Genomic DNA, 26,710 nt, shown 5'->3' with positions numbered 1-26,710 from the left:
TTGTCTTGATGTTTTTATGAAAATTTTTATAGAAATTTCTGATCATCTTATTTTAGCATTTTTTTAAAATAAAAATTACTTATTTTAAAGGTTTCCTTACTTTTGATAAAATTCCATATTATGAAAAAGCTTTTTCTGTCATTTTTAGTTATTTCTCAGTTTGCCTTTGCACAATTCACCGACATTAATATTGTAAAAGAAATCCGAACCAAAGACAGAGGATTGGTTGTTTCTGCTCATCCTTTAGCCAGTGAAGCCGGCGCGAAAATTATGAAAATGGGCGGAAATGCTTATGACGCAGTGATCGCAACACAATTCGCCTTAGCTGTTGTTTATCCACAAGCCGGGAATATTGGTGGCGGCGGATTTTTGGTCGGCGTAAAAAATGACGGGGAAAAATTTACATTGGATTATCGCGAAACTGCGCCAGAAAGAGCTTCGAAAGATATGTATCTTGATAAGAAAGGAAATGCCAATACCGATCTTTCCCAAAATGGAAGATTAGCTGTCGGAGTTCCAGGTTCTGTCGCCGGATTTTTTGCCACTTTAAAATATGCAAAACTTCCTATGGAAAAACTCATTCAGCCCGCAATCGATTTAGCGGAACAGGGTTTTTCTCTGACGCAAAAAGAAGCCAATCTGCTCAACAGCGAAATGAAAGCTTTTAACGAACATAATAAAACCAAAACCGTTTTTCAAAAAACTTCTTCCTGGAAACAAGGCGATCTTTTAATTCAAAAAGAACTCGCAGAAACTTTAAAACTCATTCAGAAAAATGGTGAAAAAGGTTTCTACGAAGGAAGAACGGCAGAACTGATCGTGCAGGAAATGAAGCGCGGAAATGGAATTGTTACGTTGAATGATCTCAAAAATTATAAAGTCGCCGAACGCAAACCGATCGCTTTTAATTACAAAGGAAACGAGATCGTATCAATGCCTTTGCCTTCGAGTGGTGGAATTCTTTTAGCCCAAATGTTGAAAATGAGCGGTTTCGAAAACTTAGAAAAATACCAGCAGAATTCTACTCAGGCTGTTCAAATTATGGTAGAAGCCGAACGTCGCGCTTTTGCGGATCGTGCAGAATACATGGGTGATCCGGGATTTATTAAAGATCAAACCGAGATGCTGATTTCGGATGAATATTTAAAAAACCGCTGGAAAACCTTCAATAAAAATGCCGCAACACCAAGTGCAGAAGTCGGTAAAATTATTCCTCAACCCAAAGAATCTACAGAAACCACCCATATTTCTATAGTTGATAAAGACGGAAATGCAGTTTCAGTTACCACAACTTTAAACGGCTTGTACGGCAGCAAAGTCGTTGTTTCCGGCGCCGGATTTTTCCTCAATAATGAAATGGATGATTTTTCTGTAAAACCCGGTGTTCCCAATATGTTTGGTGCAGTTGGTGGAGAAGCAAATTCTATTAAACCCGGAAAAAGAATGTTAAGTTCTATGACTCCAACCATTGTTTTGAAGAACGGAAAACCTTATATCATCGTCGGAACTCCAGGTGGAACTACAATCCCAACTTCGGTGTACCAATCAATCGTAAATGTTGTGGATTTCGGATTGAATCCTAATATGACCGTCAATACTCCGAAATTTCATCATCAATGGTTACCCGAAAGTGTACTGGTCGAAAAGAATTTTCCGGAAACAACGATCAGGGATTTAGAAAAGATGAACTATAAAATTGAAAGAACCTCCCAGATCGGCAGAACAGAAATGATCGTTATCGACGAAAATGGAAATGCTGTTGCAGTTGCAGACGGTCGCGGCGATGATTCTGTAGGTGTAGAATAAGTGATATGATACAAAATATAAGAGAAAAAGATTTTATAAGAAACAAAGTACTTTCGTATAAACCGGATTTTGATCTGGAAATGCTGGAAATTGGTTTGGAACACTTTCAGGTATTTACTTGTAAAAGTGGGGATTTTATTTTGAAAGCAGGTGAAGTATGTAAAGGTATTTTTATGGCTGAAAATTCGATCACGCGCTGCTATTTTGTTGATCAGGAGGGCGAAGAAAAAACGATCTGGCTGGAACAGGAAAAAACTCTGATAACTGAGTATGAAAGTTTTAGTTCTCAAACAGTAAGTCGATGTGATATTCGTTGTTACGAAGATTCTACCCTATATTCTATTGATCGGGAAAATTTAATGAAGCTTTATATTGAACACCATGATTGGGCTCTATTTGGACTCATAATTATGGAGGAGCATTATGTGAAATTAATGAATTTTCGAAACACAATCAGCTTTAATACGGCGAGCGAGAACTATGATTATATCGAAAGTTATTTTTCGCGCTATTTAAATGTGGTACCCTTAAAACATCTCGCATCCTGGCTTAATATTTCGCCGGTTCATTTATCCAGAATTCGCGCAGAAAGATTCAAAATAAGTCGGAATTAACAAATGTTAAGTGGGTTAAGAAAGCGTTGTTTTATCTTTACACTGATTCTTCGACACAAGATGAATAAAAGAGAGTGATCTCGATCCTTGCCTTTGCTGTATTTTTTATTTTGAAGAATTCATTTTGAAATGGTTTTTCAAATTTTATATCATTGAAGAGATAATACAGCAAAGGATCAAGTTTTTAGACTAAGAAATGAATTTATTTCCCCGCTAATTTCTTTAGCATTCCATTAAAAATTAAACCGTGAAAAGGCAAAACGGAATACCAGTATAATCTGCCTGAAATCCCGAGCGGACGAAAAGTTGCTTCCTGATGCAAAACGCCATTTTTAATCTTAAATTCCAGCCACGCTTCTCCCGGAAGTTTCATCTCAGCGAAAAGCAAAAGTCGTTTTTTATCTTTGTCTGCGTAAAGAACACGCCAAAAATCTACGGAATCTCCGGCATCTAATTCAGTCACATTTCGGCGACCGCGTCTTAAACCAACACCACCAAAAAGCTTGTCCAAAAATCCGCGAATTTTCCAGAGGAAATCTGCGTAATACCACCCGGTTTTACCACCGATACTAAAGATTCGGTTGATTGCCGCTTCTTCATCATCCACTTTAATTTCGCGAATATCCTTAAAGCAACCTTCATCCGGAACTTCTAAATATTGCCAAACCTGTCGTGTGTGAAACTGGTTCGTAAAAGAATCATACCAACTCGATAAAACATCGTTTTGTTTGATCTTGTCAAATGCCAGTTTTATCGCTTCCTGATAAGAAAAAAGATGAATTTCTAATTTTTCAGCCAGGTCATTTTTCTTTGCAACAACATCGATCTTCATGCTATCGACCAAATTTTGTGCAAGAAAATAACTGGTAGAGGTTACGAAATATAGCCAGTACGAAGATAACTTAGGCGTCATTACCGGAACAATAATAATAGTCCGTTTTAAACCCCGAATTTTCGCATACTGCAGAAGCATTTCTTTGTACGTTAAAATATCAGTTCCTGCGATATCATAATGTTGATTATAGGTAAATTCTTTTCCTAAAACGCCATTCAAATATTGAATAACGTTTCTAATTGCAATAGGTTGACATTTCGTATTGAGCCATTTTGGAGCGACCATTACCGGTAATTTCTCAACAATATCGCGAATGATCTCAAAAGATGCGCTTCCGGAACCTACGATAATTCCCGCGCGAAGACTTGTCAATCCATAAACTGAACTTTGCAAGGCTTCTTCTACATTCTTTCTCGACTGAAGATGTTTTGATAGTTTCTCCTCATTAATAATTCCGGTTAGAAAAATCACCTGTTTAACATTGGTTTTTTCTAAAGCACGACGGAAATTTTCGGCAGAAATTTTTTCTTTTTCTTCAAAATCTCCTTCACTTGAGGACATGGAGTGAATTAAGTAATAAGCAGCCTCAATATCTTTTGGAATATTATCTAACGTTTTTTCGTTTAAAAAATCATTTTCTATAACCTCAATCTGAGCGGATTTATTTTTAAATAAATGAGCTACAAAACGTTGATGATCTCTTACAGAACAAACCACTTGGTGACCTTCGTCTAATAACTGGATCAGAAGCCTTTTGCCAATATAACCGGTAACGCCTGTAAGAAGTATTTTCATGGTTTTAAGAATTTTTCTAAAATAGTATAGCGGCTTTCGAAGATAAATCTGACTTTATTTTTGACCAAAGCTCCACCAAATAAATCACCTAAAACGCCGAAAGGCATTTTGAAATTTACAATATCCGTCATCTTCACTTTTCCAGCTTCTATTTCTTCAAAATGATGTTCGTGATGCCACATTGCGTAAGGTCCGAAGCGTTGCTCATCAACAAAAAACTGATGATCTTCTAATTGCGTAATTTCTGTGATCCAGTTCGATTTAATTCCGGGCAGAATACCAATTTTATAAGTAATGATCTGTCCTTTATACGTTTTTGCCGGTGGATTATTAGTGATCTTGAAATCCATTTCCTTCGGCGTGATCTTATCTAAATTCATCGGAACCGTAAAAAAATCCCAGGCTTTCTCTAGAGAAATAGGCAGTATTTGTTCGGAAGTCAAAGTGTAAATTCCAGATTGTTTGGTAATGTTGATTTTCATTATAATTTTTTGTGCGAAATATTTCTTTCAATCTTAAATATTCAAATACAGGAACGATCGAATATAATAGAGTGCAAAAGTAGAGCGTGTCTTCCTAAAAAAAAAGAAACGGGAGTAGAAAGCTGAAAACATCTAAAATTAAGTAATAATAGCGCTTCTAGATTTATTTCTTTGAGATTGACAATCGCGCTTCTTTAAAGTACTTAAGCGGTACATATAACATCCCGAAACATTCGCCTTCTTCTTTCCCCAAATGTTTGTGGTGCATTTTGTGTGCTTTTCTTAAACCACGCAAATACCAGTTGTTTGTTTTTTCAAACCATTTAAATCTTCGGTGAATTAAAACATCGTGAATCGTAAAATAGGCGATACCATATAAAAGAATTCCCAGACCGACGAAAAACATCCAGTTTAGGCCATACCAGGTTCCGAAAAAAAAGAGCAGCATACTTGGGATCGCAAAAACGATAAAGAAAGCGTCGTTCTTTTCAAAAACGTGTGGATATCCCGGTTGATGATGATCCTCGTGAAAATACCAGCCGGAACCATGCATTACGAATTTGTGGGTAAGCCACGTAACGCCTTCCATGGTAACGAAGACGCCAAGAGTTATTAGAATATATCCTAGAATTTCCATTTTATAATTTTAAATAATTTTTAATGTACAATTTTAAATTACCGTCATCCGTATTTTTGTATTCTTTAACTAAGAAACTGCGGTCTTCGGAAATGTTATGATTGTAACCTAAAATTTTGGGAACGTTTTCCTGCGTTATGAGGCGCATTAGCCTGATCTCGATATTGTTTGGCTCTAATTTTACAGCATTGTCCATTAACTTTTTTCCTTCATTAAAATAAGACATTTTCTTTAAAGGATTAAAAACATGTTTTGCCATAAAAAACTGGCCACACGCCAAGAACCCAGCGTAAATAGGCTCTTTCGTTTTGTTGTAAGCGTCCGAAGATTTTTCGATCAGCATCTTTGCGGATCTCTCGGAATTTTCGCCGGCTCTCAACAAAGTCCTGCACTCTTCTAAATTTTGAGAAAATGTCATTTGAGAAAATATTAGAAATAGAATTAAACTAAATCTTTTCATTAAAGTAGGTTCAAATTTTTATTTAAGATCATCTCACCAAAAAGATACATTTTACGTGCGTTTGAAACTCTGATCCTTTTGGTTAAAAGCATTTCTGGTTTGGTTTTTTTAATTTTCTTTAAGAGGTTGAAGTAATATTTATAAGCCATAAAAACTGCTAATTTACTTGAAATCGGCAACATTTTAATTCCAATTTTTGCGTGTTCGAAATCCTTGGCAATATCATTTTCGATCGTCTTTTTATCTTCATTAGAAAAATTGGTAAAATCGACGTTAGGAAAATAAGTCCGGTTCAAATCAATAAAATCTGCATTAATATCGCGCAGGAAATTTATTTTTTGAAAAGCCGCACCCAGGCTCTGTGCGAAAGGTTTCAGCTTTTCATATTCTTCGTCATTGCCATTCACAAAAACTTTCAGACACATTAAACCCACAACTTCTGCAGAGCCATAAATATACTCATTGTATTTTTCATCGTTTAAATCTTTGATTTCCCCCAGATCCATTTTCATAGAATGCAAAAAAGCGTCAACCAAATGCTGCGGAATATTCTTTTCTCTTTGCGTGAGGCAAAAGGAATGCAAAATTGGATTCAAAGAAATGCAGTTTGTTTTCGCAGAATGGTAAGAAGTCTCGAATTCAGCCATCAAAGTCACTTTGTCATAATCATGAAAAGTATCTACAATTTCGTCTGCCAACCGTACAAATCCATAAATATTATAAATGTGTTGACGGATCTCTGGCTGAAAAAGCGACGAGGCTTTGTAGAAAGAGGTGCTGTATTTTTCGGTAACCATTTTCGACGATTGTCCGCAAAAAGAGTTAAAAATTTCTAAATTATTCATGGGATTAGAATATTTTATTTTGATGTTGAAGAATGTAATCTGTAACCACTTTTCCGGAGATTAAGGCGGGTGGAACTCCGGGTCCGGGAACTGTTAGCTGACCGGTATAGAATAGATTTTTGATTTTTTTATTGCTGATGCTCGGGCGTAAAATAGAAGTTTGTAATAAAGTGTTGGCTAAACCATAAGCATTACCACGGCAAGAGTTGTACCGCTCTTTAAAATCCTGAACGCCAAAACTCTTTTTAAATAGTACAGAATCCCGAAGATCAACTCCAATGTTTTTCTGAACCCGATCCATGATCATTTCGAAATATCGATCGTGAATCTCTTGATTGTCTTCTAAATCCACCGCAACTGGAATCAAAAAGAAGCCAATTTCCTTTCCTTCCGGACATAAATCTAAATCTGTCTTGGAGGAAAAATTCGCGTAGAACAAAGGTTTTGTAGGCAATTTAGGCTCATCGTAAATATCCACAGCGTGTTGTCCAAAATCGGTATCAAAAAATAAATTATGATGTTGAAGTTCCGGAACTTTCTTATCAAATGCAACATAATATAAAAAGGAGGACGGTGCAAAAACTTTCTTTTGCCAATATTTATCGGTATAATTTTTTTCGTCAGGTTGAAGCAAATTTTCGGTGTGTGCATAGTCTGCACCCGAAATTACCAGATCAGATTCAAAACTGTCGGTTGTCGTAATGACGCGTTTTGCTTTGTGATCTTCCGTTTCGATTTTCGTTACTTCTTGATCGACGAGAAATTTTACGCCTAATTCTTTGGCCAGTTTTACCATTCCTAAAGCTACTGCGTTAAAACCCCCTTTTGGATACCAGGTTCCTAAACCGAAATCGGCATGATTCATAAAATTATAAAACGCCGGTGTATTCTGTGGTTTCGCACCTAAAAAAAGAACAGGAAATTCTAAAATACTTTGGAGTTTCGGGTTTTTTATATTCTTCCGAACAGTTTGGGAAATGTTCTGTACAAATAACGGAAGTCTAATGGCGGTCTCAAAATTAACTAATTCCAGCAATGACTTTCCGGGATTGTAAACCAGATCATTCATCGCGATCTCATAATTTTTACGGGAATCCTCCATGAATTTTCGAAGATGTTTACCACTTCCAGGTTCAACTTCTTCAAATTTTTCGATAATTTTTTCAGGCTCATCAGAAATATCAATGTAATCATCTTTCCCGAAAATCACTCTGTAACCGGGAGAAAGCTTCTGAAGTTCATAATAATCTGAAACTTTTTTTCCAAAATCAGCGAAGAACCGCTCAAAAATATCGGGCATCCAATACCAGCTTGGACCCATATCAAATTTAAAACCTTCAATTTCTAAAAGTGAAGCGCGACCACCTAACTGTTCATTCTTCTCTAAAACCTGCACAGAATATCCCGCTTTCGCCATATAGCAAGCGGAAGCAATGGCGGAAAATCCTGAACCTATAATAACAACCTTCTTCATGTTTTCAATAATGGAACAAAAATATACTTTTATTTCTTAATTAGAAAATATTTTTACTAAATTTGTACATAATTTATTATACAAGATATGAAAAATATAGACGTTGATCAACAAAAAATATTAGACCTGTACTCTAATTATGTACTAAGAAATAATAAAAAACCGGTGAATGTTTACACGTTCTGTGAAGATCATGGTTTTACTGAAAACGATTTCTACTTCTATTACTCAAACTTTGAGCAATTAGAAGGTGATTATCTGCGATTTTTTATGGACCGTTCCATTCAGCTTATTTCCGAAGAAGAAACTTACGCGAGTGATCATGCGAAACACAAGTTGCTTTCCTTTTATTATACTTTTTTCGAACAGTTGACAATGAATAGAAGTCTGATCATCTATTTACTGGGGTCCGAAAAGAATAATTTAGCGAACATGAAAAAACTCTGGTCGTTGAAAAGAGAATTTCAGCTCTTCATCAAGTCATTGGCGATCTCGCAACCCTTGATGGAAGGGACAAGCGAAAGTGCTGCGAAAATAGACAAATTAAAAAATAAGGGAATCGAGGAATTCTACTGGGGACATTTTGTAGCGACCATCAAATTCTGGATGGATGATACGAGTTCTAATTTTGAAAAAACCGATATTTTTATTGAAAAGTCCGTTGATACAAGCTTTGAATTCTTAGATGTTCAGCCTTTGAAAAAATTAGTGGATCTGGGAAAATTTCTCTTCAACGAAAAAGTAAAAAATCCTTCATGAAAACATTAGACAGAATACCAACCAGCAAAATCGAACGCGCAACCAAGTTGCTTTCTACCGGTGCAAAGGTAGGAGTGAATTACTTGAAATATTACGGCGAAAAGATCACGAAAACGGAAGATGAAGCCAAAGGAAATCTCAACAAAAATAACGCTGCAGACATTTACGACGGTTTAAAAGAACTAAAAGGAAGTGCTTTGAAAGTAGCGCAAATGTTGAGCATGGAAAAAAACATATTGCCGGCAGCTTATGTAGAAAAATTTTCCTTAGCTCAGTTTCAGGTTCCGCCGCTTTCTGCACCTTTGGTGACGAAGATCTTTAAAAATTATTTCGGACAAAAACCTACAGAATTATACGATCAATTTGAAGCAGATTCTACCAATGCTGCCAGTATTGGTCAGGTGCATAAAGCCTGGAAAGATGGCAAAGAACTGGCTGTAAAAATTCAGTATCCCGGAGTTTCCGATAGTATTTCTTCTGATCTCGCCATGGTAAAACCGGTTGCCATGAAGATGTTCAATATAAAAGGAAAAGATTCTGATCAATATTTTAAAGAAGTTGAAGATAAACTTTTAGAAGAAACGGATTATGATTTAGAACTTCGTCAAAGTTTGCAGATCAGAAAAAATTGTGAAATGCTGCCGAATTTAGCTTTTCCAAATTATTATCCAGAGTTATCCAATAACCGAATTATCACCATGGATTGGATGCATGGGAAACATTTATCCACGTTCTGCGCAGAAAATAATGATCCCGAAATGGCTCAGAAAGTAGGACAGGCTTTATGGGATTTCTATATGTTTCAGATCCATAAATTACGAAAAGTTCACGCGGATCCGCACCCGGGAAATTTTTTGGTATCGGAAGACGGGACTTTGATCGCTATTGATTTTGGATGTATGAAAACGATTCCGGAAGAGTTTTATACTCCTTATTTTGAATTGTCGATTCGGGAAAACCTGGATAACAAGGAGTTTTTCGACGAGAAATTAATAGAATTAGAGATCATCAGAGCCGACGATTCGCCAGAGGAAAGAGCGTTTTTTACACAGATATTTTATGAATTACTGTATTTATTCACCGTTCCTTTTCAAGAAGAAAATTTTGATTTTTCTGATGGAAAATTCTTCGCAGCGATCGCAGATCTTGGACAGAAATATGCGAAAAACACCCAAATGAAGGGCAGAAATGCCAATCGAGGTTCGCGGCATTTTATTTATATGAACAGAACATTTTTCGGTTTGTATAATTTAATGCACGATATTAAAGCTAAAAATGTAGTCATCAATAACTATAAAAAATATATTACAAATTGATGTTGAACACTGTACAGATCGATCGCGTTATCGAAATGGCGTGGGAAGACCGAACGCCGTTTGAAGCTATTGAATATCAATTTTCTTTAACCGAAAAAGACGTGATCATTTTAATGCGAAAAGAATTAAAAAGAAGTTCTTTTAAATTATGGCGCGCCCGAGTAAATTCCGGCATCAGTCAGAAACATCTATATAAAAGAAGTTCCGGGATTGAGAGATTTAAATGCACCAGACAACGGGCTATTTCAGGAAATAAGATTAGCAAAAGATAAATGGAGAAGGAGTACGAATTATTGAGTCTGACTCAGGAATTGATTCTGAAAAGTGAAAAACTTTTTCGCACCAAATTGATCAACTCTTTAGCCGGAATTCGTCAGGTTTCTTTGATCGGAACGAAAGCCAAAAACGGACAGGAAAACGTAGCCATTTTTAATTCGTTAATTCATCTAGGTGCACATCCGCCTTTGTTTGGTTTTATATCGAGACCGGATTCTGTGGAGCGGGACACTTTAGTAAACATCAAAGAAACTGAAAGTTACACGCTCAATCTGATCCATGAAAAATATGTAAAACAGGCACACCAAACTTCCGCGAGATATCCAAAAGATTCTTCCGAGTTTAAGGCAGTTGGTTTTACGCCGGAATATTTAGGAAATTGTTTTGCGCCGTTTGTTAAAGAAGCTTCAATTAAAGTTGAAATGAAACTTCAGGAAATTGTAGATCTTAAAATCAACAATACGATCTTGGTCATTGGAAGTATCGAATGGATCCAGATTCCCAAAGAGAGACTGGCCGAAGATGGCCTGGTAAAAGTTGATGACTTGTTGTTGAGCGGCGGTTTAGATGCTTATTATTCGAGTCGTTTTTTAGAGCAGTTGCCTTACGCGAAACCCTGAATATAAATTGTAATTGTCTTGAAAAATGTAAAAAAGCAAGATTTGCCTGCGAAGATCTGTTTGGTCTGCAAAAAACCTTTTTCCTGGCGAAAAAAATGGGAAAGAGATTGGGAAAATGTTTTGTACTGCAGCGAAAAGTGCAGAAGAAATAATAATAATTAACGTTTTATAACATGAAAAATATATTGATTGTCGGCGCGGGAAAAGGGATCGGCCTCAAATCTGCGGAACTTTTAAAAGAAGAAAATCTTTACACAATCTCCCGGAATACAACGCCTGAATTAGAAAATTTAGGAACTCATTTTTTTGAGTTAGATGTTTCCACAGATGATTTGAGTGAAGTATCTTTGCCGGAAGAATTACACGGTCTGGTTTTTTGTCCGGGTTCTATTAATTTAAAACCTTTCAATCGACTGTCAGAAGCAGATTTTTTGGCAGATTTTCATCAAAATTTTTTAGGCGCTGTTAAGGTTATTCAGAAATGTTTGCCTGCCCTGAAGAAATCGGGGTCGGGAAGTATTGTTCTTTTTTCTACGGTTGCCGCTAAAGTGGGAATGCCTTTTCATACTTCAATTGCAGCAAGTAAAGGAGCGATTGAGAGTTTTGCAAGAAGTTTAGCTGCAGAAGTAGCCGCTTCTAAAATTCGGGTAAATGTGATTGCGCCATCGCTTTCAGATACTACTTTAGCTGCAATGCTGCTTTCTACAGAAGACAAAAGAGAATCTTCTGCGAAAAGACATCCGTTGCAAAGAATTGGCTCAGTCGACGACAGTGCGCAATTGGTTGAGTTCTTACTCTCCGACAAAAGTTCCTGGATGACAGGACAGGTTATTGGTGTTGATGGTGGCTTAGGAAATATAAAATTATAATGTTATGGAATTAAATTTAATCATCGATATATTGGCTGAACTGGATAATTTTCAGAAAGAGCAGCCAGGCGGTCAGACTTCTTTGGAAGAATTTCGATTGTATCTGAACGAAAAGGCTTACGAAAAAGAAACGCCTAGAAATCTCTCGGATAAATTTGATCTGCAGGTTTTTGACCGTGAAAATGAAATTGCGAAACAGGTGATCATGTTGGGTCGATATTCTAAACATTTAATTAAAAAGTCTTTAGAAAATCATCCGGATCTGGTGAACGAAGATTTTACCTATCTATTTAGACTGATGGATTATGACTCTTTAACGAAGATGCAGCTCATCGAAAAAAATGCCCACGAGAAGCAAACCGGAATCGAGATCATCAAGCGCTTGGTAAGAAACGGACTGCTTTCAGAAAGTCCGGATTTAGATGACAAGCGAAGTACCCGAATTTCTGTGACCGAAAAGGGGAAAACTGTTTTTCGGGATTCGATGAAAGATATTACAATGGTTTCAAAAATTATGTGTGGTAAACTTGACGATACAGAAAAAGAAGAACTGTTGATTTCTCTAAAAAAACTCAATACTTTTCATCACACGATCTACACGAATTTGCGAAATGAAGAGCCGAAAAAAATCCTGAAAATGGTACAAAATGCCGAATAAAATAACTGTTTTTTGGTTTCGTAGAGATTTACGTCTCACGGATAATCACGGACTTTTTGAAGCCTTAAAATCTTCGGAAAGTGTTTTGCCTGTTTTTATTTTCGACACCGAAATTCTTTCAAAACTAGAAAATAAAGAAGATAAAAGAGTCGATTTTATTTTTCAGGCTTTGCAGATGCTGAATCAATATTTAGAAAAATCTGGCAAGTCGATTAAAATTCTGCATGGAAAAGCCATTGATGTTTTTAAAGAACTCGTTGAAAATTATGAGGTCGAAAGCGTTTTCTGCAATGAAGATTACGAACCTTCGGCCATCAAAAGAGATCAGGAAATTCAGGAATTTTTAGAAAAAAAAGATATTGCCTTTCAATCTTTTAAAGATCAGGTTCATTTTCATAAAGATGATATTTTAAAAGCTGATGGCAAGCCGTACACGATCTACACGCCTTATTCAAAACAGTGGCTCCTGAAATATGACGCCAGTAAAGTCGAGTTTTATCCAAGTGAAAAACATCTGCAAAATTTTTTAGATACTGAAAAACAAGATTTTTCTTTAGATAAAATTGGATTTATTAAAACAGATTATCGCTTTGAAGTTCCCAAGATCAATCCTAAGATTTTAAAAACCTACGACGAGACGAGAAATTTTCCGACCACGAAAACTTCCGAAATGAGTGTTCATCTTCGTTTTGGAACCATCAGCGTTCGTAAACTGGCTGCAGATGGTAAAGAACTGAATCAAACTTATTTAAAAGAATTGATCTGGCGGGAATTTTTTATGCAGATTCTTTATCACTTTCCAAAAGTGGTTCATGAATCTTTCAAAAGGAAATACGATAATATAAAGTGGCTTTATGATGATGAAAATTTAAAAAACTGGCAGGAAGGAAAAACGGGATATCCTATTGTTGATGCCGGCATGCGGGAATTAAATGAATCTGGATTTATGCACAATCGCGTTCGAATGGTTTGTGCAAGTTTTTTCACCAAACATCTTTTGATGGACTGGCGAATTGGAGAAGCTTATTTCGCGGAAAAATTATTGGATTATGATTTATCGGCAAACAACGGAAACTGGCAGTGGAGCGCGGGAAGCGGTTGCGATTCGGCACCTTATTTTCGTATATTTAATCCGGAAGAACAGCAGAAAAAATTTGATCCGGAATTTAAATACATCAAAAAATGGGTCAAAGAATTCGGAACGAAAGATTATCCACATCCTATCGTTGAGCATAAATTTGCACGCGCCAGAGCTTTGGATACCTATAAAAAAGGAATTCAGGAGTAGAATATTTTACTTTTCAACTTCGAGAAAATTTTTCAGATCAAAATTTTTAAGCTTTTCGGCAGCACTTTTATTTGAATAGGAGAGTTAATTTCATTATACTCACCATCAAGATGCCAATCCGCCGTATTTACGCTGAACTCAATTTCCGGAACAGAAAGATAAGTAACGTATTCGTTTTCTTTTAAATTTTTCGAAAACATTCGAATTGCAAAAACGGCTCCGTACAAGAGCGGAAATTTTTTCACCAAAACCACATCAACCAAACCATCAACCGTACTCGCATGTGGGGCAATATAAGCGTTGTTCCCGAATTGTCGGGTGTTTGCGATATTCATCATTAAATATTCGCCGTCGTGCTTTTTAAATTGTTCGGACTGAAATTTTACCTGAATCGGTTTGTAGCTGAAGAAGGTTTTAACAGAAACTTTGATATAATTTTTGAAACCACGATCCGTCTTTTCAAACTCCTTTACCACTTTGCCGTCGAAACCAGTGCCTGAAACATTGATCGATAATTTATCATTGACTTTAAAAGTGTCGATTTCGCGGTATTTTTTAGATTTAATTTTAGCCAGAAGCTCTTCCAGATTTTTACTGAAATTATTTTCATTGGAGAAACCATTTCCGGAACCTGCAGGAAAAATTGCGATAATTTTCCCGGTATTGATAAGGCTTTTCGCTACCGAAGAAATGGTTCCATCGCCACCAACTGCCACAAAAATATCGGTTTTGTCGAAATTGTCCCGGATGAAATTTGCCGTGCCTTCCACAGAATCCGAAATGTAGTAATTAGGATCGCCCAGCGCTTTTTTAAGGGAACCTAAAAAAGGCTGATAATTTTTTTTTGCGGAAAAAGGATTGATGATAAAGGCGACATTTTGCATAAGAACAAAAATAGAAAAAGCCAGCGATAAAACCAGCTTTCTTTGAGTTTTTATAAACCGATGCGCGTTTTAAATTCGCTTTTCATTAAAGGTTTAATGGCCGAAAATGGAATTCTTATTAAAACCGGACCCGCTGCATAAGCCGTAATTTCGTATTGATTATAAAGAAAGTATAAAGCTTCTTTATCGAAGTAAAAATTATTGTTCAGTGGAATTTCTTTAACTAAAAGCATTTCCGCCTGTCCTTTGTCCAGATCGTTTTTTAAAAAATTGTCCATTAAAATTCTGCTCCATATTTTCGGATCTTTTTCTGCAAGAATATCGGAAAGTTCAATTGTTTTGTTGTTTTTTAGATCAAAGACCTTAAAGAATTTATAATAATAGCCGTGGGCACCGCCTGTAAATCCATTTCCGGAATACTGGATCGTCATTAAATCATTTTCTTTTGAAAACATTTTCATATCGGAATCGCTGTTCCAGGTTGACTTAAAATCGGGTTTCCAGTCTTTTAAAGATTTTTTGTTATCCTCGAAAAATTTCGTTTTTTTTGCTTCTAATTCCTTGATCAGATTTGGTTTGGAATAATTACCTGCATAAATTTGCTCCTTTGCATAAATGGAATCCAGAAGTACAGAATCTTTGATCTGTGGAAAAACCAGCAATTTGGATTTAAAACTGATCGTTAAGTTGTCATCAATTTTTAAAGAATCGCCAACACTAACGGAATCTATGGTGAATTGTTCCGGAACTATTACCGTATCTAATGCGGCTTTAGGCGTCGTTTCAACGGTCGTTTTTTCTTTGTTACAGCTGGATAAAAGGCAGGAAAATGAAATTACAAGGATTAAGAAATTTTTCATTTTTAAATTTAATGAAAATAATTTGTTTAAAAAAATGGTTTAGTAATGTTTTCATAACTTTTAAAACGGATGATTCTTTCAAAGCAAAAAAAAACTGCTCAAAAAATTGAGCAGTTTAAATAATATCGTTCAAAAAGTCTTAAACATCGATTTTTGCGTAGATCGCATTCTTCTCGATAAATTCTCTTCTTGGTGGTACTTCGTCGCCCATTAACATACTGAATACATTGTCTGCTTCTGCCAAACTTTCGATCGTCACTTGTTTCAGCGTTCTTTTTTCTGGATTTAAAGTTGTTTCCCAAAGCTGCTCCGGATTCATTTCCCCAAGACCTTTGTAACGTTGAACTTCAACACCTTTACCGTCTGGCGCCATTTCTAAAGTAATTTCTTCACGTTCCTTTTCATTGTACGCGTAGATTTTTTTACTTCCTTTTTTCAAGAGATATAAGGGTGGCTGAGCGATGTAAATGTATCCATTCTCGATCAATTCTTTCATATATCTAAAGAAGAACGTTAAAATTAAAGTCGAAATGTGAGCACCGTCAATATCGGCATCACACATGATCACAATTTTATGATATCTTAATTTGGCGATATTCAGTGCTTTACTGTCTTCTTCTGTTCCCACAGAAACGCCGAGAGCTGTATAAATATTTTTGATCTCTTCGTTGTCGTACACTTTATGAACCATTGATTTCTCAACATTCAGAATTTTACCTCTTAATGGCAAAATCGCTTGAAAATGACGGTCACGACCTTGTTTCGCTGTTCCACCTGCTGAATCTCCCTCGACTAAGAATAATTCCGAAATTGCAGGATCTTTGGAAGAACAGTCGGACAGTTTTCCTGGCAATCCGCTTCCGCCCATCGGCGATTTACGCTGTACTAATTCACGTGCTTTTTTTGCAGCCTGTCTCGCTTTTGCAGCTAAAACTACTTTTTGAACGATAAGTTTCGCTTCATTCGGATTTTCTTCCAAAAAATTAGAAAGCATTTCTCCTACGATCTTATCAACTGCACCGGAAACTTCGGAGTTTCCTAATTTAGTTTTGGTCTGACCTTCAAACTGAGGTTCCATCACTTTTACAGAAATCACAGCAGTCAATCCTTCACGGAAATCATCACCGGTAACTTCTACCTTTTCTTTTGCTGGAAGTCCTAACTCGTCTGCAAACTTCTTCAAAGTTCTCGTTAAAGCCCTTCTGAAACCGGCAAGGTGAGTTCCACCTTCATGGGTATTGATATTATTAACGTAAGAGTGCAGGTTTTCCGTGTAAGAAGTGTTGTATCTCATTGCAACTTCCACCGGAATATTATCTTTTTCACCTTCCATGAAAATTACGCTGTTCATGATGCTTTCGCGGTTTCCATCGATATATTCTACAAATTCCTTCAAGCCACCTTCAGAAAAGAAGAGGTCATGTTTAGCAGTTCCATCTTCCTCCAGAACCCGTTCGTCCGTTAAAGTCAATTTGATGCCTTTATTCAGGTAAGAAAGCTCGCGCATTCTGCTTGCTAACGTATCGTAATTAAAGATCAGTTCCTGGAAAATGGTGTCATCTGCCTGAAAGAAAACTTCCGTTCCACGTTCGGTAGTGGTACCGATTTCCTGAACATCTGCTAAAGCTTTTCCTTTAGAATATTTTTGCTGATAGGTTTTACCATCTCTGTTTACAGTTGCAATTAGAGAATTGGAAAGGGCATTTACCACAGAAACTCCAACTCCGTGAAGACCACCGGAAACTTTATAGGAATCTTTATCAAATTTTCCACCGGCTCCAATTTTGGTCATTACGACCTCTAAAGCAGATTTTTGTTCTTTCTCGTGCAAATCTACAGGGATTCCACGACCGTTATCCTTTACAGAGATACTTTCACCTTCGTGAATAATTACGGAAATAGTGTCGCAATGTCCTGCCAAAGCTTCATCAATCGAGTTGTCCACAACTTCGTAAACCAAGTGATGCAAACCTCTTAAACCTACATCACCAATGTACATTGATGGTCGCATTCTTACATGCTCCATTCCTTCTAAAGCTTGGATGCTACTCGCTGTATATTCTTTTTGACTCATAATATTGTTGTTTGTTGAAGTCATTTAACGCCAACATATTCAATGAAATTTATATTAAAATGATACTGAAATTTGTCTGTTTTTGACTATTTCAAAAGGCTCACAAATATACTGAATTTCGATGTAATATCAAAGTTAAGAAAGTCATAAAATTAGGGGTGTTTTCCACGAAAAAATCCTCAAAGAATTGAGGATTTCAAGCTAAATTTTAACTTTTATTTTCTTTTTAAGCTAAAGTTGCTTCTACTTTGATCTCAGTATTCAGTAATTTAGAAATTGGGCAGTTCTTTTCTGCATCAGCAACTAAATCATCAAATTTTTCCTGAGATAATCCCGGAACTGTTGCCATTAAGGTCAACATTGATTCGGTTATTTTTCCCTCTTTAGCATCCAGATTAATAACGCATTTCGTTTCTAATTTTTCTGCTTTAAAACCTGCTTCATCTATTTTGAAAGATAAAGCCATTGTGAAGCAACCTGCGTGTGCTGCTGCGATCAATTCTTCAGGATTCGTTCCTACACCTTCCTCAAAACGGGAGTTGTAGGAGTATTGAGTTTGGTTTAAGGTGGTGCTTTGGGTTGTCAAATTTCCTTTTCCTTCTTTACCGGAACCTTGCCAAATGGCTGTTGCATTTCTTTTCATAATATGATTTTTAATTGGTGTTATACTAATTTCATCAAAACGACATCGTCGATCTTCTCTACTTTAACCAAATTGTATTTCGTTAAATTTTTAGCGGCTTTATCCCATTTTTTTCCGGAAAGATTACTTTTAACTTTTACCAAACCTAAAGTCATTGGTTCTTCTGAAGAATTCAAAATTTCTAAAACCAGTTTTTCGTCTTCATCTAATTCGAAGGTTGGAGTAGCTTTTTCCGGTTTCATTTGAGGGAAAAATAGAACTTCCTGAATTGAGGGATTGTTCGTTAAATACATAATCAAACGATCCATTCCAATTCCTAAACCCGAAGTTGGCGGCATTCCGTATTCCAGAGCTCTCAAGAAGTCCTGGTCAATAAACATTGCTTCATCATCACCTTTTTGACCTAATTCAACTTGTTTTTGAAAACGCTCTCTTTGATCGATCGGATCATTTAATTCTGAATAAGCATTTGCGATTTCTTTTCCGCAAACCATTAATTCAAAACGTTCCGTTAAACCTTCTTTGCTTCTGTGTTTCTTTGTTAAAGGCGACATTTCGATAGGATAGTCGGTAATGAACGTTGGTTGGATGTAATTTCCTTCACATTTTTCCCCAAAAATTTCATCAATTAATTTTCCTTTACCCATCGTTTCATTTACTTCAACACCAATCGATCTTGCAAAATCAAACAATTCCTGTTCGGATTTTCCAGTAATATCAAATCCAGTGAAATGTTGAATAGATTCGGTCATTGAAATCCTTGGATAAGGCGCTTTCCAATTGATGGTGTGTTCGCCAAAAGTTGAATCTGTAGATCCGTTCACTTCAATCGCAGAAAATTCCAGTAATTTTTCCGTGAAATCCATCATCCAATTATAATCTTTATACGCGACATAAATTTCCATCGCCGTAAATTCAGGATTATGAGTTCGGTCCATTCCTTCATTTCTAAAGTTTTTTGAGAATTCATAAACACCGTCAAATCCACCAACGATCAATCTTTTTAGATATAACTCGTTCGCAATTCTTAAATATAATGGAATGTCTAATGCATTATGATGCGTGATAAAAGGTTTCGCCGCAGCACCACCTGGTATAGCCTGTAAAATCGGAGTTTCCACTTCAAAATAACCTGCATTATTAAAGTAAGTTCGCATTGCGTTGAACAATTTTGTTCTTTTAATGAAAACTTCTTTTACTTGTGGATTCACAATTAAATCTACATAACGTTGCCTGTATCGAAGTTCCGGATCATTAAATGCATCGTAAACGACACCATTTTCATCAGTTTTAGCTTGTGGAAGCGGACGTAAAGATTTGGTGAGCAAAGTAAAATTCGTCACCTTGACCGTCATTTCTCCAACTTGAGTATTGAACAGTTCACCTTCAATCCCGATAATATCACCGATGTCTAAAAGATGCTTATAAACGTCATTATAAAGGCTTTTATCCTCACCAGTACAGATTTCGTCGCGGTTAAAATAAACCTGTATTTTACCTTCTGAATCCTGAAGTTCTGCAAAACTTGCTTTCCCCTGAATTCTACGGCTCATTAATCGACCTGCGATGGTCACTTCTTTTCCTTCAACAAAATCCTGCTTGATGGATTTAGAAGTATCTGTTATTTTATATTCTTCGGCTGGAAAAGCGTTGATGCCCATTTTTTCCAGAGTTTGTAACTTTTCTCTGCGGATTATTTCCTGTTCTGATAACTGCATTTTTCTTGCTATTTTAAGACTGCAAATTTAGTCATTTTTTCTGGGAATTGACAATCGACCGTTACGGATGAATTTATCGAATTGCATACTTTCTTACTAAATTTTAAATAACTTTTGTCTTCAATAGTAATGTAAGAAAAATAACATGATCTTTATCTGTAATCATTCCATATTCCTAATGCGGTGCTGTCTTCAGACTATTATCATTAAATTTGTTGGGTGAAGAAAATATTTCTCTATTTAATGCTCATCACGTACCTAATTTCTTTTTCGGAAGTCAGACAAATCGTGAAACTTCCAAAATTGGTTGAACATTATATTTCTCATAAAATTGCCAACCACGATATTTCAATATATGCGTTTATTAAAATGCATTATGTAGATAAGCAAATCGTAGATAATGATTACGAAGAGGATATGAAATTACCATATAAAAGTCATGATTTTTCCAGTTCTTCCATCACTTTAAATATTCAGCCCCACAAGGCAAATTTAAATTTACAACGGGAAAATATTTACGTTGATTACTCGACTAATTTTGCCTATTGCGAAAAATTCTATCCTTCAGTTTTACAAACGATCTGGGAGCCGCCAAAAATATAAATAAATATATTTTCGTGTATCATTCCGTCAAATCTTCAGATTCTGACTGATCTTTAAGTATTTCTAACTTAAGAAGTATTGTTGAGATGATCATCTAACAATGCTCAAACTTCCTGTAAAATGCTCAATAAAATTATAAAATTTTCTATAAAAAATAAACTGATCATCATTTTGATGACGCTTGGTTTAATTATTTATGGATTGTTTGAAATGCTGAATGAAAAAACAATTCAGTTAAACACTTTAACTCAGAACTAATTAAATATTTATAAAAATGAAAACATATACCGCTCTACATCGCTTATTACACTGGGTTTTCGCACTTGGAATATTGGTTTTATTTACCACCGGCTTCCTTCGAATTGTGTGGATGAGCAAAACTGTCATTTCAACTGCTGTGAATAAAAATTCACAAATTCAAAGTCTGAATTTAGATAAACAAAGCCTTCGAACCATCGTTCATTCTGTGCAAGATCCAATGTTTGAGTGGCATGTTTACGCTGCATACGTGATTACTTTTGCTTTTATCGCGAGGATTATTTACATGATTTTTAAAGGAATAAGATTTCCAAATCCTTTTCTGAAAACAACCACAACTAAAGAAAAATTGCAAGGTTTAACTTATGTTGGATTCTATGTTTTAGTTGCGGTACAAATAATTACAGGAAGTATTCTGAAATTTGAAATAGGATCCGAATCACTGGCAGATTTAGCAGAGACAACCCACAAACTCGCCGTTTACTGGATGCCGATTTTTGTTCTTTTGCACTTTGCTGGCGTCGCTATTTCTGAAAATACAAATCGAAAAGGAATTACCTCAAAAATGATTGGTGGAGATTCTGAAGCCACAAAAATTAACGGCGTTGGGAATTAATCCCAGCTCTTTAAGCGCCAATAACATTCGCCGAACATTTGCCGTGAATTCCACGATTTCAGGATATATTTCTAGCGTAAATATAAATATTGGACAATATGTTTCTCCAATGGATAAAATGTTTGAGATTGTGAATACCGGCGATCTGCATTTGGCCTTAAAGGTTTTTGAAAAAGATTTGATCAAGATTAAAACTGGTCAGAAAGTATTTGCATTCACCAATCAAAATCCGACCAAAAAATATGAAGCTCGTGTTTTTCTAATTGGTAAAGATTTTTTTGTCGATCGCAGTGTTTTGATTCATTGTCATTTTGTAGATACTCGATTGGCTTTGCTTCCGGGAACTTTTATGAACGCTGAAATGGAAGCAGATTCTGAAGAAGGAATTGTAATTCCCGATGATGCGATTGTAACCTGGGAAGAAAAGCAATATGTTTTCGTAGAAATTAAACCTAAAACCTACAAGATGTTTTAGGTAGAGATCGGAAATTCTGAAAATGGATTTACTGAATTGTTGAATTTCAAAGAGGAAAATAAAAGCAAAAAATTTGTGACCAAAGGCGCTTATCAATTATTAATGGCGCTGAAAAACGTAGAAGAATAAGAAAATTAAAAAAGCAGCTAATTACTTAGCTGCTTTATTTTTGTAAGTAATTGCTACTTATTTTGCCATAGTTGAATCAACTGCAACTGGCGCTACTACTACCGTAGAATCGTTCATTGGAGCAGCAGTCATCATTGTAGAATCTGGTTCAGCCATCATTGTGTTGGTTTCTTCAACATTTTCTTTTTTTGCACAACTTGCTAAGATTAATCCACCTACAAATGCAATTGCTAATAACTTTTTCATAATAATTTAATTTTGCGCAAAAATGAAGAATATATTTTACATAATCAAACTTTGAAGAGATAAAAACAAAAATAAAAAGTGACATTAAGTTTATACTTCAAAAAATGTGTAAAAAAAATTCTCTTTTTTGAAAAACATTTATATATTTGTCCCACTGAAATACTAAACAGATATTTCTTCAAAGAAATATTAATTTTCAGCTTTTAAGTAAACAATTTTAGACAAATGAATTCAGGAACAAACAATACTTGGTGGTGGCATTCAAACTTTTTTAAGGTCTGAAGCAAATCTTGTATTCTGTTCGTAATAATAGATAAAAAGACTTTGACGTGACCCGTTAAAGTCTTTTTTTTTATCTTAATTTTAAAATATCTCATGAAATTTAATCAAACTGTAAGAATAAAAACCACTATCAAATCAGTGATGAGCGATCTTTTCACGCCAGTAGGAATTTACCTGCGTTTGCGTGATCAGTTTCGCGACACCATTCTTTTGGAAAGTGCCGGAAACCAAAATACCGAAAATAATTTTTCTTTTATAGCAGTCAACGCGATTGCCGGTATTGAAATTAAAAATTATACAGAAGCGGAAATTAAATTTCCTTTGGAAAGTCCAAAAAAGTTCAATATTGAAAAAGAAAAACTCACCGATCTTCTTCAGGAATTTTCCCAGACTTTTGAATGTGAAGAACCAACTTTACCCATTGGTAAAACCGCGCAGGGATTTTTTGGCTACACTTCTTACGACGCGATCCCGTTTTTTGAAAATATAAAATTCAAAGAACTTTCCACGGAAAATAAAATCCCCCTTTTGAGATATCGTCTTTATCAGTATGTCATCGCCATCAACCATCACAACGATGAAATGTTTCTCATCGAGAATAAAATCAAAGGCGTAAAGTCTGAAATGTTGACGCTGGAAAATATTATTCAACAAAAAAATGCACCTGTTTTTCCATTTGAAAAAGTGGAGGAGGAACGTTCGAATTTAACCGATGATGAATACAGAAATCTGGTCGAAGTTGCAAAAAAACACTGTTTCCGCGGCGATGTTTTCCAGCTGGTTCTAAGCCGAAGGTTTGAACAGAAATTTAAAGGTGATGAATTCAATGTTTATCGTGCTTTGCGAAATATAAATCCTTCGCCTTATTTGTTTTATTTCGATTACGGAGATTACAAATTAATGGGTTCCAGTCCGGAAAGTCAGTTGATCATTAAAGATCATAAAGCCATTATTCACCCGATTGCCGGAACTTTTAAACGGACCGGAAATTTAGAAGAAGATCTAAAATCGGCGGATGAACTGAAAGCTGATGCAAAGGAAAACGCGGAACATACGATGCTCGTTGATCTCGCTAGAAATGATTTAAGCATTTTAGGACAAAATACGACCGTTTCTAAATTAAAAGAAATTCAGTTTTTCTCCCACGTCATTCACATGGTTTCCGAAGTTACAGCCGATGTTTCAGATGATCAAAACCCCTACGAAATGATCGCAACTACTTTCCCACAGGGAACTTTGAGTGGTGCACCAAAATATAAAGCGCTGGAATTGATCGATTCGTATGAAAAAACTTCGCGGGGTTATTATGGCGGCTGCATCGGTTTCGTCGGTTTTGATGGGAGTTGTAATCTTGCCATTATGATCCGGACTTTTTTATCAAAAGGAAACACTTTGTATTCCCAGGCTGGAGCAGGAATTGTAGCGAAATCTTCCGCCGAAAATGAATTGCAGGAAGTCAATCATAAGTTAGGAGCTTTGAAACAAGCAATTTTGAAAGCGGAGAAAATCAGTTAATATTTGGGGTCTCGTCAAAGATGACGAGATCTTCCGCTCTTTCTTCGATTGAACATCGGGATCCGCTCAAGCCGGGTTGCAGATTCGTCATATTTATTAAATGAATTTATAAAAAATCAGGAAGTGACGGTTAATAAAGGATAGAATAAAATTTCATCAAAAAAAATAGAAAAATGAAAATATTAGTATTCGATAATTACGACAGTTTTACGTACAATCTCGTGCAGATGATCGAAAAAATTGTGGGCGAAAAAGTAACGGTTTTCCGGAACGATCAAATTAGTTTAGAGGATGTTGACCAATATGATAAGATCATTCTTTCGCCGGGTCCCGGAATCCCGGAAGAAGCAGGAATTCTTTTGGATCTAATCAAAAAATATGCACCCACGAAATCCATCTTCGGAGTGTGTTTAGGACAACAGGCGATTGCTGAGGCTTTTGGTGGAAGTTTAATTAACCTTTCTGAAATATTTCATGGAGTTGCCACAGATGTTCAGGTGACAAAAGAAAATACGAAACTTTTTAAAGATCTTCCGCCAACTATTGAAGCCGGAAGATATCATTCTTGGGCAGTTAATCTTGAAGATTTTCCCGAGGAATTAGAAATTACAGCGATCGACAAAGATGGAATGATCATGGGATTGCAACATAAAACTTTCGATGTTCATGCGGTTCAGTTTCATCCAGAAAGTATTTTGACGCCGCAAGGTTTTAAGATCCTGGAGAATTTTTTAAATAACTAATTAGATAATGAGCGAAAATCCCGCAATAGGGATAGAAATGGAAATCCCTCCCGAAAATTCAGGAGGATTGGAGAGAATAGCCCGACCCGAGGTGCTGGAAAAGCTTCGGCGAGGGAATTGCCCAAAAAATTATAAAAAAATGAAAGAGATTTTACAGTATTTATTCAGCCACAATACGCTATCAAAAGCTGAAGCAAAAGCCATTTTGAAGGAAATTGCGCAGAACAAATTTAACGAAAATGAAGTGACGGCTTTTGTGACCGTTTTTTTAATGCGCACCATCACTTTGGAGGAATTGGAAGGTTTTCGGGATGCACTTTTACAATTGGCGACAACTGTCAATTTAGGAAATGATTTAGTTGATATTGTCGGAACTGGTGGCGACGGAAAAAACACCTTCAATATTTCTACTTTAGCGAGTTTTGTGGTGGCTGGAACCGGTCAAAAAGTTGCAAAACATGGTAATTATGGCGTAACTGCAATTTCGGGATCTTCCAATGTTCTGGAAGAATTGGGATATCAATTTAAAGACAATGAGGCAGAACTTCAGGGTGATCTGGAAAAAGCTAATATTTGTTTTCTTCACGCACCGCTTTTTCATCCGGCTTTAAAAACGGTTGCACCCTTAAGAAAAGGTTTAGGTTTACGCACCTTTTTTAATGTTTTAGGTCCACTCGTAAATCCTGTAAGACCAGATTTTTCGATGATCGGCGTTTATGATCTGGAAATTGCAAGATTGTATCAATATCTGCTTCAAAAACAAAATTCCGATTTTATGCTGGTTCATGGACTTGATGGTTACGATGAAATTTCTTTAACTGGAGATACCAAGATCTTTGATAAAAGCGGTGAAAATATTTTTTCTGCAGAAGAATTAGGATTTAAAAATATAGACGCAGAAGCGATCAACGGTGGTAAAACCAAAGTAGAGAGCGCCGAGATCTTCCTGAAAATTTTGCAAGGTGAAGGAACTTATGAGCAAAATGCGGTAGTTTTATCGAATGCTGCAAAAGCTTTGCAAAACACGGAGAAATATGGTGATTATCAAAACTGTTTATTAATGGCAAAGGAAAGTTTAGAAAGCGGAAAAGCTTTGAATGGTTTAAAAGTTTTAACGAAGTAGAAATGAATATTTTAGACCAAATAATTGCACGGAAAAAGGAGGAAATCAAAGCTTCCAAGTCAAAGATATCGCGGAATAAACTTGAAGATTCCGGGTTTTTTGGGAGAGAAACTTTCTCTTTGAAAGATTCTCTAAAAAGTAGATCTGGAATTATTGCGGAGTTTAAAAGACAATCGCCCTCAAAAGGAATTATTAACGGCAAATCTGCTGTTCTCGAAGTAGCAAAATCCTACGAGAAATTTGGTGCAAGCGGAATTTCCATTCTGACCGATCAGGATTTTTTTGGAGGAAGTTTTGATGATATTATAAAGGTTAGAAATGAAATTAAAATTCCAATTCTTCGAAAAGATTTTATGATCGATGACTACCAGTTTTACGAAGCAAAGTCAATTGGAGCAGATGTTATATTGTTGATCGCAGCCTATCTTCCTCCATCCCAAGTTTTAGAATTTACGGAATTGTCCCATGAACTTGGTTTAGAAGTTTTGTTGGAAATTCATACGGAAGAAGAATTACAACATTATAATAATAAGATTGATCTGGTCGGCATCAACAATCGCAATCTAAAAGATTTTAAAGTCGATTTGCAGCATTCTGTCAATTTAAAAAATCAACTTCCGGATAGCGTTTTATCTGTCGCGGAAAGTGGAATTTATTCTGTAGAAGATTTCAAATTTCTAAAAGAAAAAGGATTTACTGGATTTTTAATGGGCGAATATTTTATGACAAATGAAAATCCGGGATTGGCGTTTGAAAAATTTTCAGAAGAAATTAATAGTGATCAATAGGAACGGACTTTAGCCCGTT

The 26,710-nt window shown here is 35.9% G+C and carries 30 protein-coding genes; 18 read left to right on the top strand and 12 right to left on the bottom strand.

Going from position 1 to position 26,710, the window contains the following annotated elements; all coding sequences use genetic code 11:
• Positions 1-120: 120 nt before the first annotated feature.
• Together ggt and ACZ9HT_RS05315 are read left to right on the top strand one after the other, a co-directional pair.
• A complete protein-coding gene (gene ggt, locus ACZ9HT_RS05320; protein WP_476039422.1) occupies positions 121-1,806 on the top strand; it encodes a gamma-glutamyltransferase in 1,686 nt (561 codons plus the stop codon).
• 5 nt (positions 1,807-1,811) lie between these two features.
• Positions 1,812-2,420, top strand: coding sequence for a Crp/Fnr family transcriptional regulator (locus ACZ9HT_RS05315; protein WP_476039421.1), 609 nt, complete (start codon positions 1,812-1,814; stop codon positions 2,418-2,420).
• Positions 2,421-2,622: 202 nt separating this feature from the next.
• Here the strand turns inward: ACZ9HT_RS05315 and ACZ9HT_RS05310 are convergent, their stop codons facing one another.
• The 6 genes from ACZ9HT_RS05310 to ACZ9HT_RS05285 form a co-directional block, all read right to left on the bottom strand.
• On the bottom strand, positions 2,623-4,050 hold the full coding sequence (locus ACZ9HT_RS05310; RefSeq protein WP_476039420.1) for an SDR family oxidoreductase: 1,428 nt from the start codon (positions 4,048-4,050) through the stop codon (positions 2,623-2,625).
• Positions 4,047-4,532, bottom strand: a complete 486-nt coding sequence (locus tag ACZ9HT_RS05305; RefSeq protein ID WP_476039419.1) for an SRPBCC family protein — start codon at positions 4,530-4,532, stop codon at positions 4,047-4,049. The genes ACZ9HT_RS05310 and ACZ9HT_RS05305 overlap by 4 nt, the downstream gene beginning before the upstream one ends.
• A gap of 163 nt (positions 4,533-4,695) precedes the next feature.
• A complete protein-coding gene (locus ACZ9HT_RS05300; protein WP_476039418.1) occupies positions 4,696-5,169 on the bottom strand; it encodes a sterol desaturase family protein in 474 nt (157 codons plus the stop codon).
• A gap of 1 nt (position 5,170) precedes the next feature.
• Positions 5,171-5,629, bottom strand: a complete 459-nt coding sequence (locus tag ACZ9HT_RS05295; RefSeq protein WP_476039417.1) for a hypothetical protein — start codon at positions 5,627-5,629, stop codon at positions 5,171-5,173.
• Positions 5,629-6,474 (bottom strand): phytoene/squalene synthase family protein, encoded by an 846-nt coding sequence (locus tag ACZ9HT_RS05290; protein WP_476039416.1) that lies wholly within the window; start codon positions 6,472-6,474, stop codon positions 5,629-5,631. The genes ACZ9HT_RS05295 and ACZ9HT_RS05290 overlap by 1 nt, the downstream gene beginning before the upstream one ends.
• A 4-nt stretch (positions 6,475-6,478) precedes the next feature.
• Entirely contained in the window at positions 6,479-7,948 is a 1,470-nt protein-coding gene (locus ACZ9HT_RS05285) for a phytoene desaturase family protein (RefSeq protein WP_476039415.1), read from the bottom strand.
• 87 nt (positions 7,949-8,035) lie between these two features.
• Here ACZ9HT_RS05285 and ACZ9HT_RS05280 point away from each other — a divergent pair, with 87 nt between their 5' ends.
• Genes ACZ9HT_RS05280 through ACZ9HT_RS05245 form a run of 8 tightly spaced genes read left to right on the top strand, consistent with a single transcriptional unit; the run spans position 8,036 to position 13,734 of the window.
• The gene (locus tag ACZ9HT_RS05280) at positions 8,036-8,707 is read left to right on the top strand and encodes a TetR family transcriptional regulator C-terminal domain-containing protein (protein WP_476039414.1); all 672 of its coding nucleotides are present in this window, start codon (positions 8,036-8,038) and stop codon (positions 8,705-8,707) included.
• Positions 8,704-10,023 carry an ABC1 kinase family protein gene (locus tag ACZ9HT_RS05275; RefSeq protein WP_476039413.1) on the top strand — a complete coding sequence of 440 codons (1,320 nt, stop codon included), beginning with the start codon at positions 8,704-8,706 and terminating at the stop codon, positions 10,021-10,023. The genes ACZ9HT_RS05280 and ACZ9HT_RS05275 overlap by 4 nt, the downstream gene beginning before the upstream one ends.
• Positions 10,023-10,295 (top strand): TIGR03643 family protein, encoded by a 273-nt coding sequence (locus tag ACZ9HT_RS05270; RefSeq protein WP_476039412.1) that lies wholly within the window; start codon positions 10,023-10,025, stop codon positions 10,293-10,295. The genes ACZ9HT_RS05275 and ACZ9HT_RS05270 overlap by 1 nt, the downstream gene beginning before the upstream one ends.
• Positions 10,296-10,919 carry a flavin reductase family protein gene (locus ACZ9HT_RS05265; RefSeq protein WP_476039411.1) on the top strand — a complete coding sequence of 208 codons (624 nt, stop codon included), beginning with the start codon at positions 10,296-10,298 and terminating at the stop codon, positions 10,917-10,919.
• A gap of 18 nt (positions 10,920-10,937) precedes the next feature.
• Positions 10,938-11,081, top strand: a complete 144-nt coding sequence (locus tag ACZ9HT_RS05260; RefSeq protein WP_476039410.1) for a DUF2256 domain-containing protein — start codon at positions 10,938-10,940, stop codon at positions 11,079-11,081.
• Between the two features lie 11 nt (positions 11,082-11,092).
• Positions 11,093-11,788 (top strand): SDR family NAD(P)-dependent oxidoreductase, encoded by a 696-nt coding sequence (locus ACZ9HT_RS05255; protein WP_476039409.1) that lies wholly within the window; start codon positions 11,093-11,095, stop codon positions 11,786-11,788.
• Between the two features lie 4 nt (positions 11,789-11,792).
• On the top strand, positions 11,793-12,446 hold the full coding sequence (locus tag ACZ9HT_RS05250; RefSeq protein ID WP_476039408.1) for a MarR family winged helix-turn-helix transcriptional regulator: 654 nt from the start codon (positions 11,793-11,795) through the stop codon (positions 12,444-12,446).
• Positions 12,436-13,734: a cryptochrome/photolyase family protein gene (locus ACZ9HT_RS05245; RefSeq protein ID WP_476039407.1), complete on the top strand. Its 1,299-nt coding sequence runs from the start codon at positions 12,436-12,438 to the stop codon at positions 13,732-13,734. Before ACZ9HT_RS05250 ends, ACZ9HT_RS05245 begins: the two co-directional genes overlap by 11 nt.
• A 32-nt stretch (positions 13,735-13,766) precedes the next feature.
• Here ACZ9HT_RS05245 and ACZ9HT_RS05240 read toward each other — a convergent pair whose 3' ends face one another.
• From ACZ9HT_RS05240 to lysS, 5 genes are all read right to left on the bottom strand, one after another.
• Positions 13,767-14,618 (bottom strand): diacylglycerol/lipid kinase family protein, encoded by an 852-nt coding sequence (locus tag ACZ9HT_RS05240; RefSeq protein ID WP_476039406.1) that lies wholly within the window; start codon positions 14,616-14,618, stop codon positions 13,767-13,769.
• 50 nt (positions 14,619-14,668) lie between these two features.
• Positions 14,669-15,478 (bottom strand): RsiV family protein, encoded by an 810-nt coding sequence (locus ACZ9HT_RS05235; RefSeq protein WP_476039405.1) that lies wholly within the window; start codon positions 15,476-15,478, stop codon positions 14,669-14,671.
• Positions 15,479-15,617: 139 nt separating this feature from the next.
• The gene (gyrB, locus tag ACZ9HT_RS05230; RefSeq protein WP_476039404.1) at positions 15,618-17,552 is read right to left on the bottom strand and encodes a DNA topoisomerase (ATP-hydrolyzing) subunit B; all 1,935 of its coding nucleotides are present in this window, start codon (positions 17,550-17,552) and stop codon (positions 15,618-15,620) included.
• 226 nt (positions 17,553-17,778) lie between these two features.
• Positions 17,779-18,195, bottom strand: coding sequence for an OsmC family protein (locus ACZ9HT_RS05225; RefSeq protein ID WP_476039403.1), 417 nt, complete (start codon positions 18,193-18,195; stop codon positions 17,779-17,781).
• A 20-nt stretch (positions 18,196-18,215) separates the two neighbouring features.
• Complete coding sequence (gene lysS, locus ACZ9HT_RS05220) at positions 18,216-19,913, bottom strand: lysine--tRNA ligase (RefSeq protein ID WP_476039402.1); 1,698 nt, start codon at positions 19,911-19,913, stop codon at positions 18,216-18,218.
• Positions 19,914-20,132: 219 nt separating this feature from the next.
• On the opposite strand from lysS, the gene ACZ9HT_RS05215 reads away from it, so the two are divergent.
• The 4 genes from ACZ9HT_RS05215 (at position 20,133) to ACZ9HT_RS05200 (ending at position 21,865) form a co-directional block, all read left to right on the top strand.
• A complete protein-coding gene (locus ACZ9HT_RS05215) occupies positions 20,133-20,516 on the top strand; it encodes a hypothetical protein (protein WP_476039401.1) in 384 nt (127 codons plus the stop codon).
• Positions 20,517-20,636: 120 nt separating this feature from the next.
• The gene (locus ACZ9HT_RS05210) at positions 20,637-20,774 is read left to right on the top strand and encodes a hypothetical protein (protein WP_476039400.1); all 138 of its coding nucleotides are present in this window, start codon (positions 20,637-20,639) and stop codon (positions 20,772-20,774) included.
• A 16-nt stretch (positions 20,775-20,790) separates the two neighbouring features.
• The gene (locus ACZ9HT_RS05205; RefSeq protein ID WP_476039399.1) at positions 20,791-21,390 is read left to right on the top strand and encodes a cytochrome b/b6 domain-containing protein; all 600 of its coding nucleotides are present in this window, start codon (positions 20,791-20,793) and stop codon (positions 21,388-21,390) included.
• Entirely contained in the window at positions 21,347-21,865 is a 519-nt protein-coding gene (locus ACZ9HT_RS05200) for an efflux RND transporter periplasmic adaptor subunit (RefSeq protein ID WP_476039398.1), read from the top strand. Before ACZ9HT_RS05205 ends, ACZ9HT_RS05200 begins: the two co-directional genes overlap by 44 nt.
• 186 nt (positions 21,866-22,051) lie before the next feature.
• Here the strand turns inward: ACZ9HT_RS05200 and ACZ9HT_RS05195 are convergent, their stop codons facing one another.
• Positions 22,052-22,240, bottom strand: a complete 189-nt coding sequence (locus tag ACZ9HT_RS05195; protein WP_476039397.1) for a hypothetical protein — start codon at positions 22,238-22,240, stop codon at positions 22,052-22,054.
• A 375-nt stretch (positions 22,241-22,615) separates the two neighbouring features.
• On the opposite strand from ACZ9HT_RS05195, the gene ACZ9HT_RS05190 reads away from it, so the two are divergent.
• From ACZ9HT_RS05190 to trpC, 4 genes are all read left to right on the top strand, one after another.
• Positions 22,616-24,037: an anthranilate synthase component I family protein gene (locus ACZ9HT_RS05190; protein ID WP_476039396.1), complete on the top strand. Its 1,422-nt coding sequence runs from the start codon at positions 22,616-22,618 to the stop codon at positions 24,035-24,037.
• A gap of 173 nt (positions 24,038-24,210) precedes the next feature.
• Complete coding sequence (locus ACZ9HT_RS05185) at positions 24,211-24,780, top strand: anthranilate synthase component II (protein WP_476039395.1); 570 nt, start codon at positions 24,211-24,213, stop codon at positions 24,778-24,780.
• Between the two features lie 139 nt (positions 24,781-24,919).
• Complete coding sequence (trpD, locus tag ACZ9HT_RS05180) at positions 24,920-25,903, top strand: anthranilate phosphoribosyltransferase (RefSeq protein WP_476039867.1); 984 nt, start codon at positions 24,920-24,922, stop codon at positions 25,901-25,903.
• Between the two features lie 2 nt (positions 25,904-25,905).
• On the top strand, positions 25,906-26,691 hold the full coding sequence (gene trpC / locus ACZ9HT_RS05175; RefSeq protein WP_476039394.1) for an indole-3-glycerol phosphate synthase TrpC: 786 nt from the start codon (positions 25,906-25,908) through the stop codon (positions 26,689-26,691).
• Positions 26,692-26,710: the final 19 nt, after the last annotated feature.

Source organism: Chryseobacterium sp. UYP7 (genome assembly GCF_056279225.1).
Note: the sequence above shows the minus strand (reverse complement) of the source record. Positions and strands in the feature narration are given on the sequence as shown.

Coding starts and splice junctions, on each gene's coding strand:
- ggt (WP_476039422.1), top strand. CDS start 121: ATGAAAAAGCTTTTTCTGTCATTTTTAGTTATTTCTCAGTTTGCCTTT.
- ACZ9HT_RS05315 (WP_476039421.1), top strand. CDS start 1,812: ATGATACAAAATATAAGAGAAAAAGATTTTATAAGAAACAAAGTACTT.
- ACZ9HT_RS05310 (WP_476039420.1), bottom strand. CDS start 4,050: ATGAAAATACTTCTTACAGGCGTTACCGGTTATATTGGCAAAAGGCTT.
- ACZ9HT_RS05305 (WP_476039419.1), bottom strand. CDS start 4,532: ATGAAAATCAACATTACCAAACAATCTGGAATTTACACTTTGACTTCC.
- ACZ9HT_RS05300 (WP_476039418.1), bottom strand. CDS start 5,169: ATGGAAATTCTAGGATATATTCTAATAACTCTTGGCGTCTTCGTTACC.
- ACZ9HT_RS05295 (WP_476039417.1), bottom strand. CDS start 5,629: ATGAAAAGATTTAGTTTAATTCTATTTCTAATATTTTCTCAAATGACA.
- ACZ9HT_RS05290 (WP_476039416.1), bottom strand. CDS start 6,474: ATGAATAATTTAGAAATTTTTAACTCTTTTTGCGGACAATCGTCGAAA.
- ACZ9HT_RS05285 (WP_476039415.1), bottom strand. CDS start 7,948: ATGAAGAAGGTTGTTATTATAGGTTCAGGATTTTCCGCCATTGCTTCC.
- ACZ9HT_RS05280 (WP_476039414.1), top strand. CDS start 8,036: ATGAAAAATATAGACGTTGATCAACAAAAAATATTAGACCTGTACTCT.
- ACZ9HT_RS05275 (WP_476039413.1), top strand. CDS start 8,704: ATGAAAACATTAGACAGAATACCAACCAGCAAAATCGAACGCGCAACC.
- ACZ9HT_RS05270 (WP_476039412.1), top strand. CDS start 10,023: ATGTTGAACACTGTACAGATCGATCGCGTTATCGAAATGGCGTGGGAA.
- ACZ9HT_RS05265 (WP_476039411.1), top strand. CDS start 10,296: ATGGAGAAGGAGTACGAATTATTGAGTCTGACTCAGGAATTGATTCTG.
- ACZ9HT_RS05255 (WP_476039409.1), top strand. CDS start 11,093: ATGAAAAATATATTGATTGTCGGCGCGGGAAAAGGGATCGGCCTCAAA.
- ACZ9HT_RS05250 (WP_476039408.1), top strand. CDS start 11,793: ATGGAATTAAATTTAATCATCGATATATTGGCTGAACTGGATAATTTT.
- ACZ9HT_RS05245 (WP_476039407.1), top strand. CDS start 12,436: ATGCCGAATAAAATAACTGTTTTTTGGTTTCGTAGAGATTTACGTCTC.
- ACZ9HT_RS05240 (WP_476039406.1), bottom strand. CDS start 14,618: ATGCAAAATGTCGCCTTTATCATCAATCCTTTTTCCGCAAAAAAAAAT.
- ACZ9HT_RS05235 (WP_476039405.1), bottom strand. CDS start 15,478: ATGAAAAATTTCTTAATCCTTGTAATTTCATTTTCCTGCCTTTTATCC.
- gyrB (WP_476039404.1), bottom strand. CDS start 17,552: ATGAGTCAAAAAGAATATACAGCGAGTAGCATCCAAGCTTTAGAAGGA.
- ACZ9HT_RS05225 (WP_476039403.1), bottom strand. CDS start 18,195: ATGAAAAGAAATGCAACAGCCATTTGGCAAGGTTCCGGTAAAGAAGGA.
- lysS (WP_476039402.1), bottom strand. CDS start 19,913: ATGCAGTTATCAGAACAGGAAATAATCCGCAGAGAAAAGTTACAAACT.
- ACZ9HT_RS05210 (WP_476039400.1), top strand. CDS start 20,637: ATGCTCAATAAAATTATAAAATTTTCTATAAAAAATAAACTGATCATC.
- ACZ9HT_RS05205 (WP_476039399.1), top strand. CDS start 20,791: ATGAAAACATATACCGCTCTACATCGCTTATTACACTGGGTTTTCGCA.
- ACZ9HT_RS05195 (WP_476039397.1), bottom strand. CDS start 22,240: ATGAAAAAGTTATTAGCAATTGCATTTGTAGGTGGATTAATCTTAGCA.
- ACZ9HT_RS05190 (WP_476039396.1), top strand. CDS start 22,616: ATGAAATTTAATCAAACTGTAAGAATAAAAACCACTATCAAATCAGTG.
- ACZ9HT_RS05185 (WP_476039395.1), top strand. CDS start 24,211: ATGAAAATATTAGTATTCGATAATTACGACAGTTTTACGTACAATCTC.
- trpD (WP_476039867.1), top strand. CDS start 24,920: ATGAAAGAGATTTTACAGTATTTATTCAGCCACAATACGCTATCAAAA.
- trpC (WP_476039394.1), top strand. CDS start 25,906: ATGAATATTTTAGACCAAATAATTGCACGGAAAAAGGAGGAAATCAAA.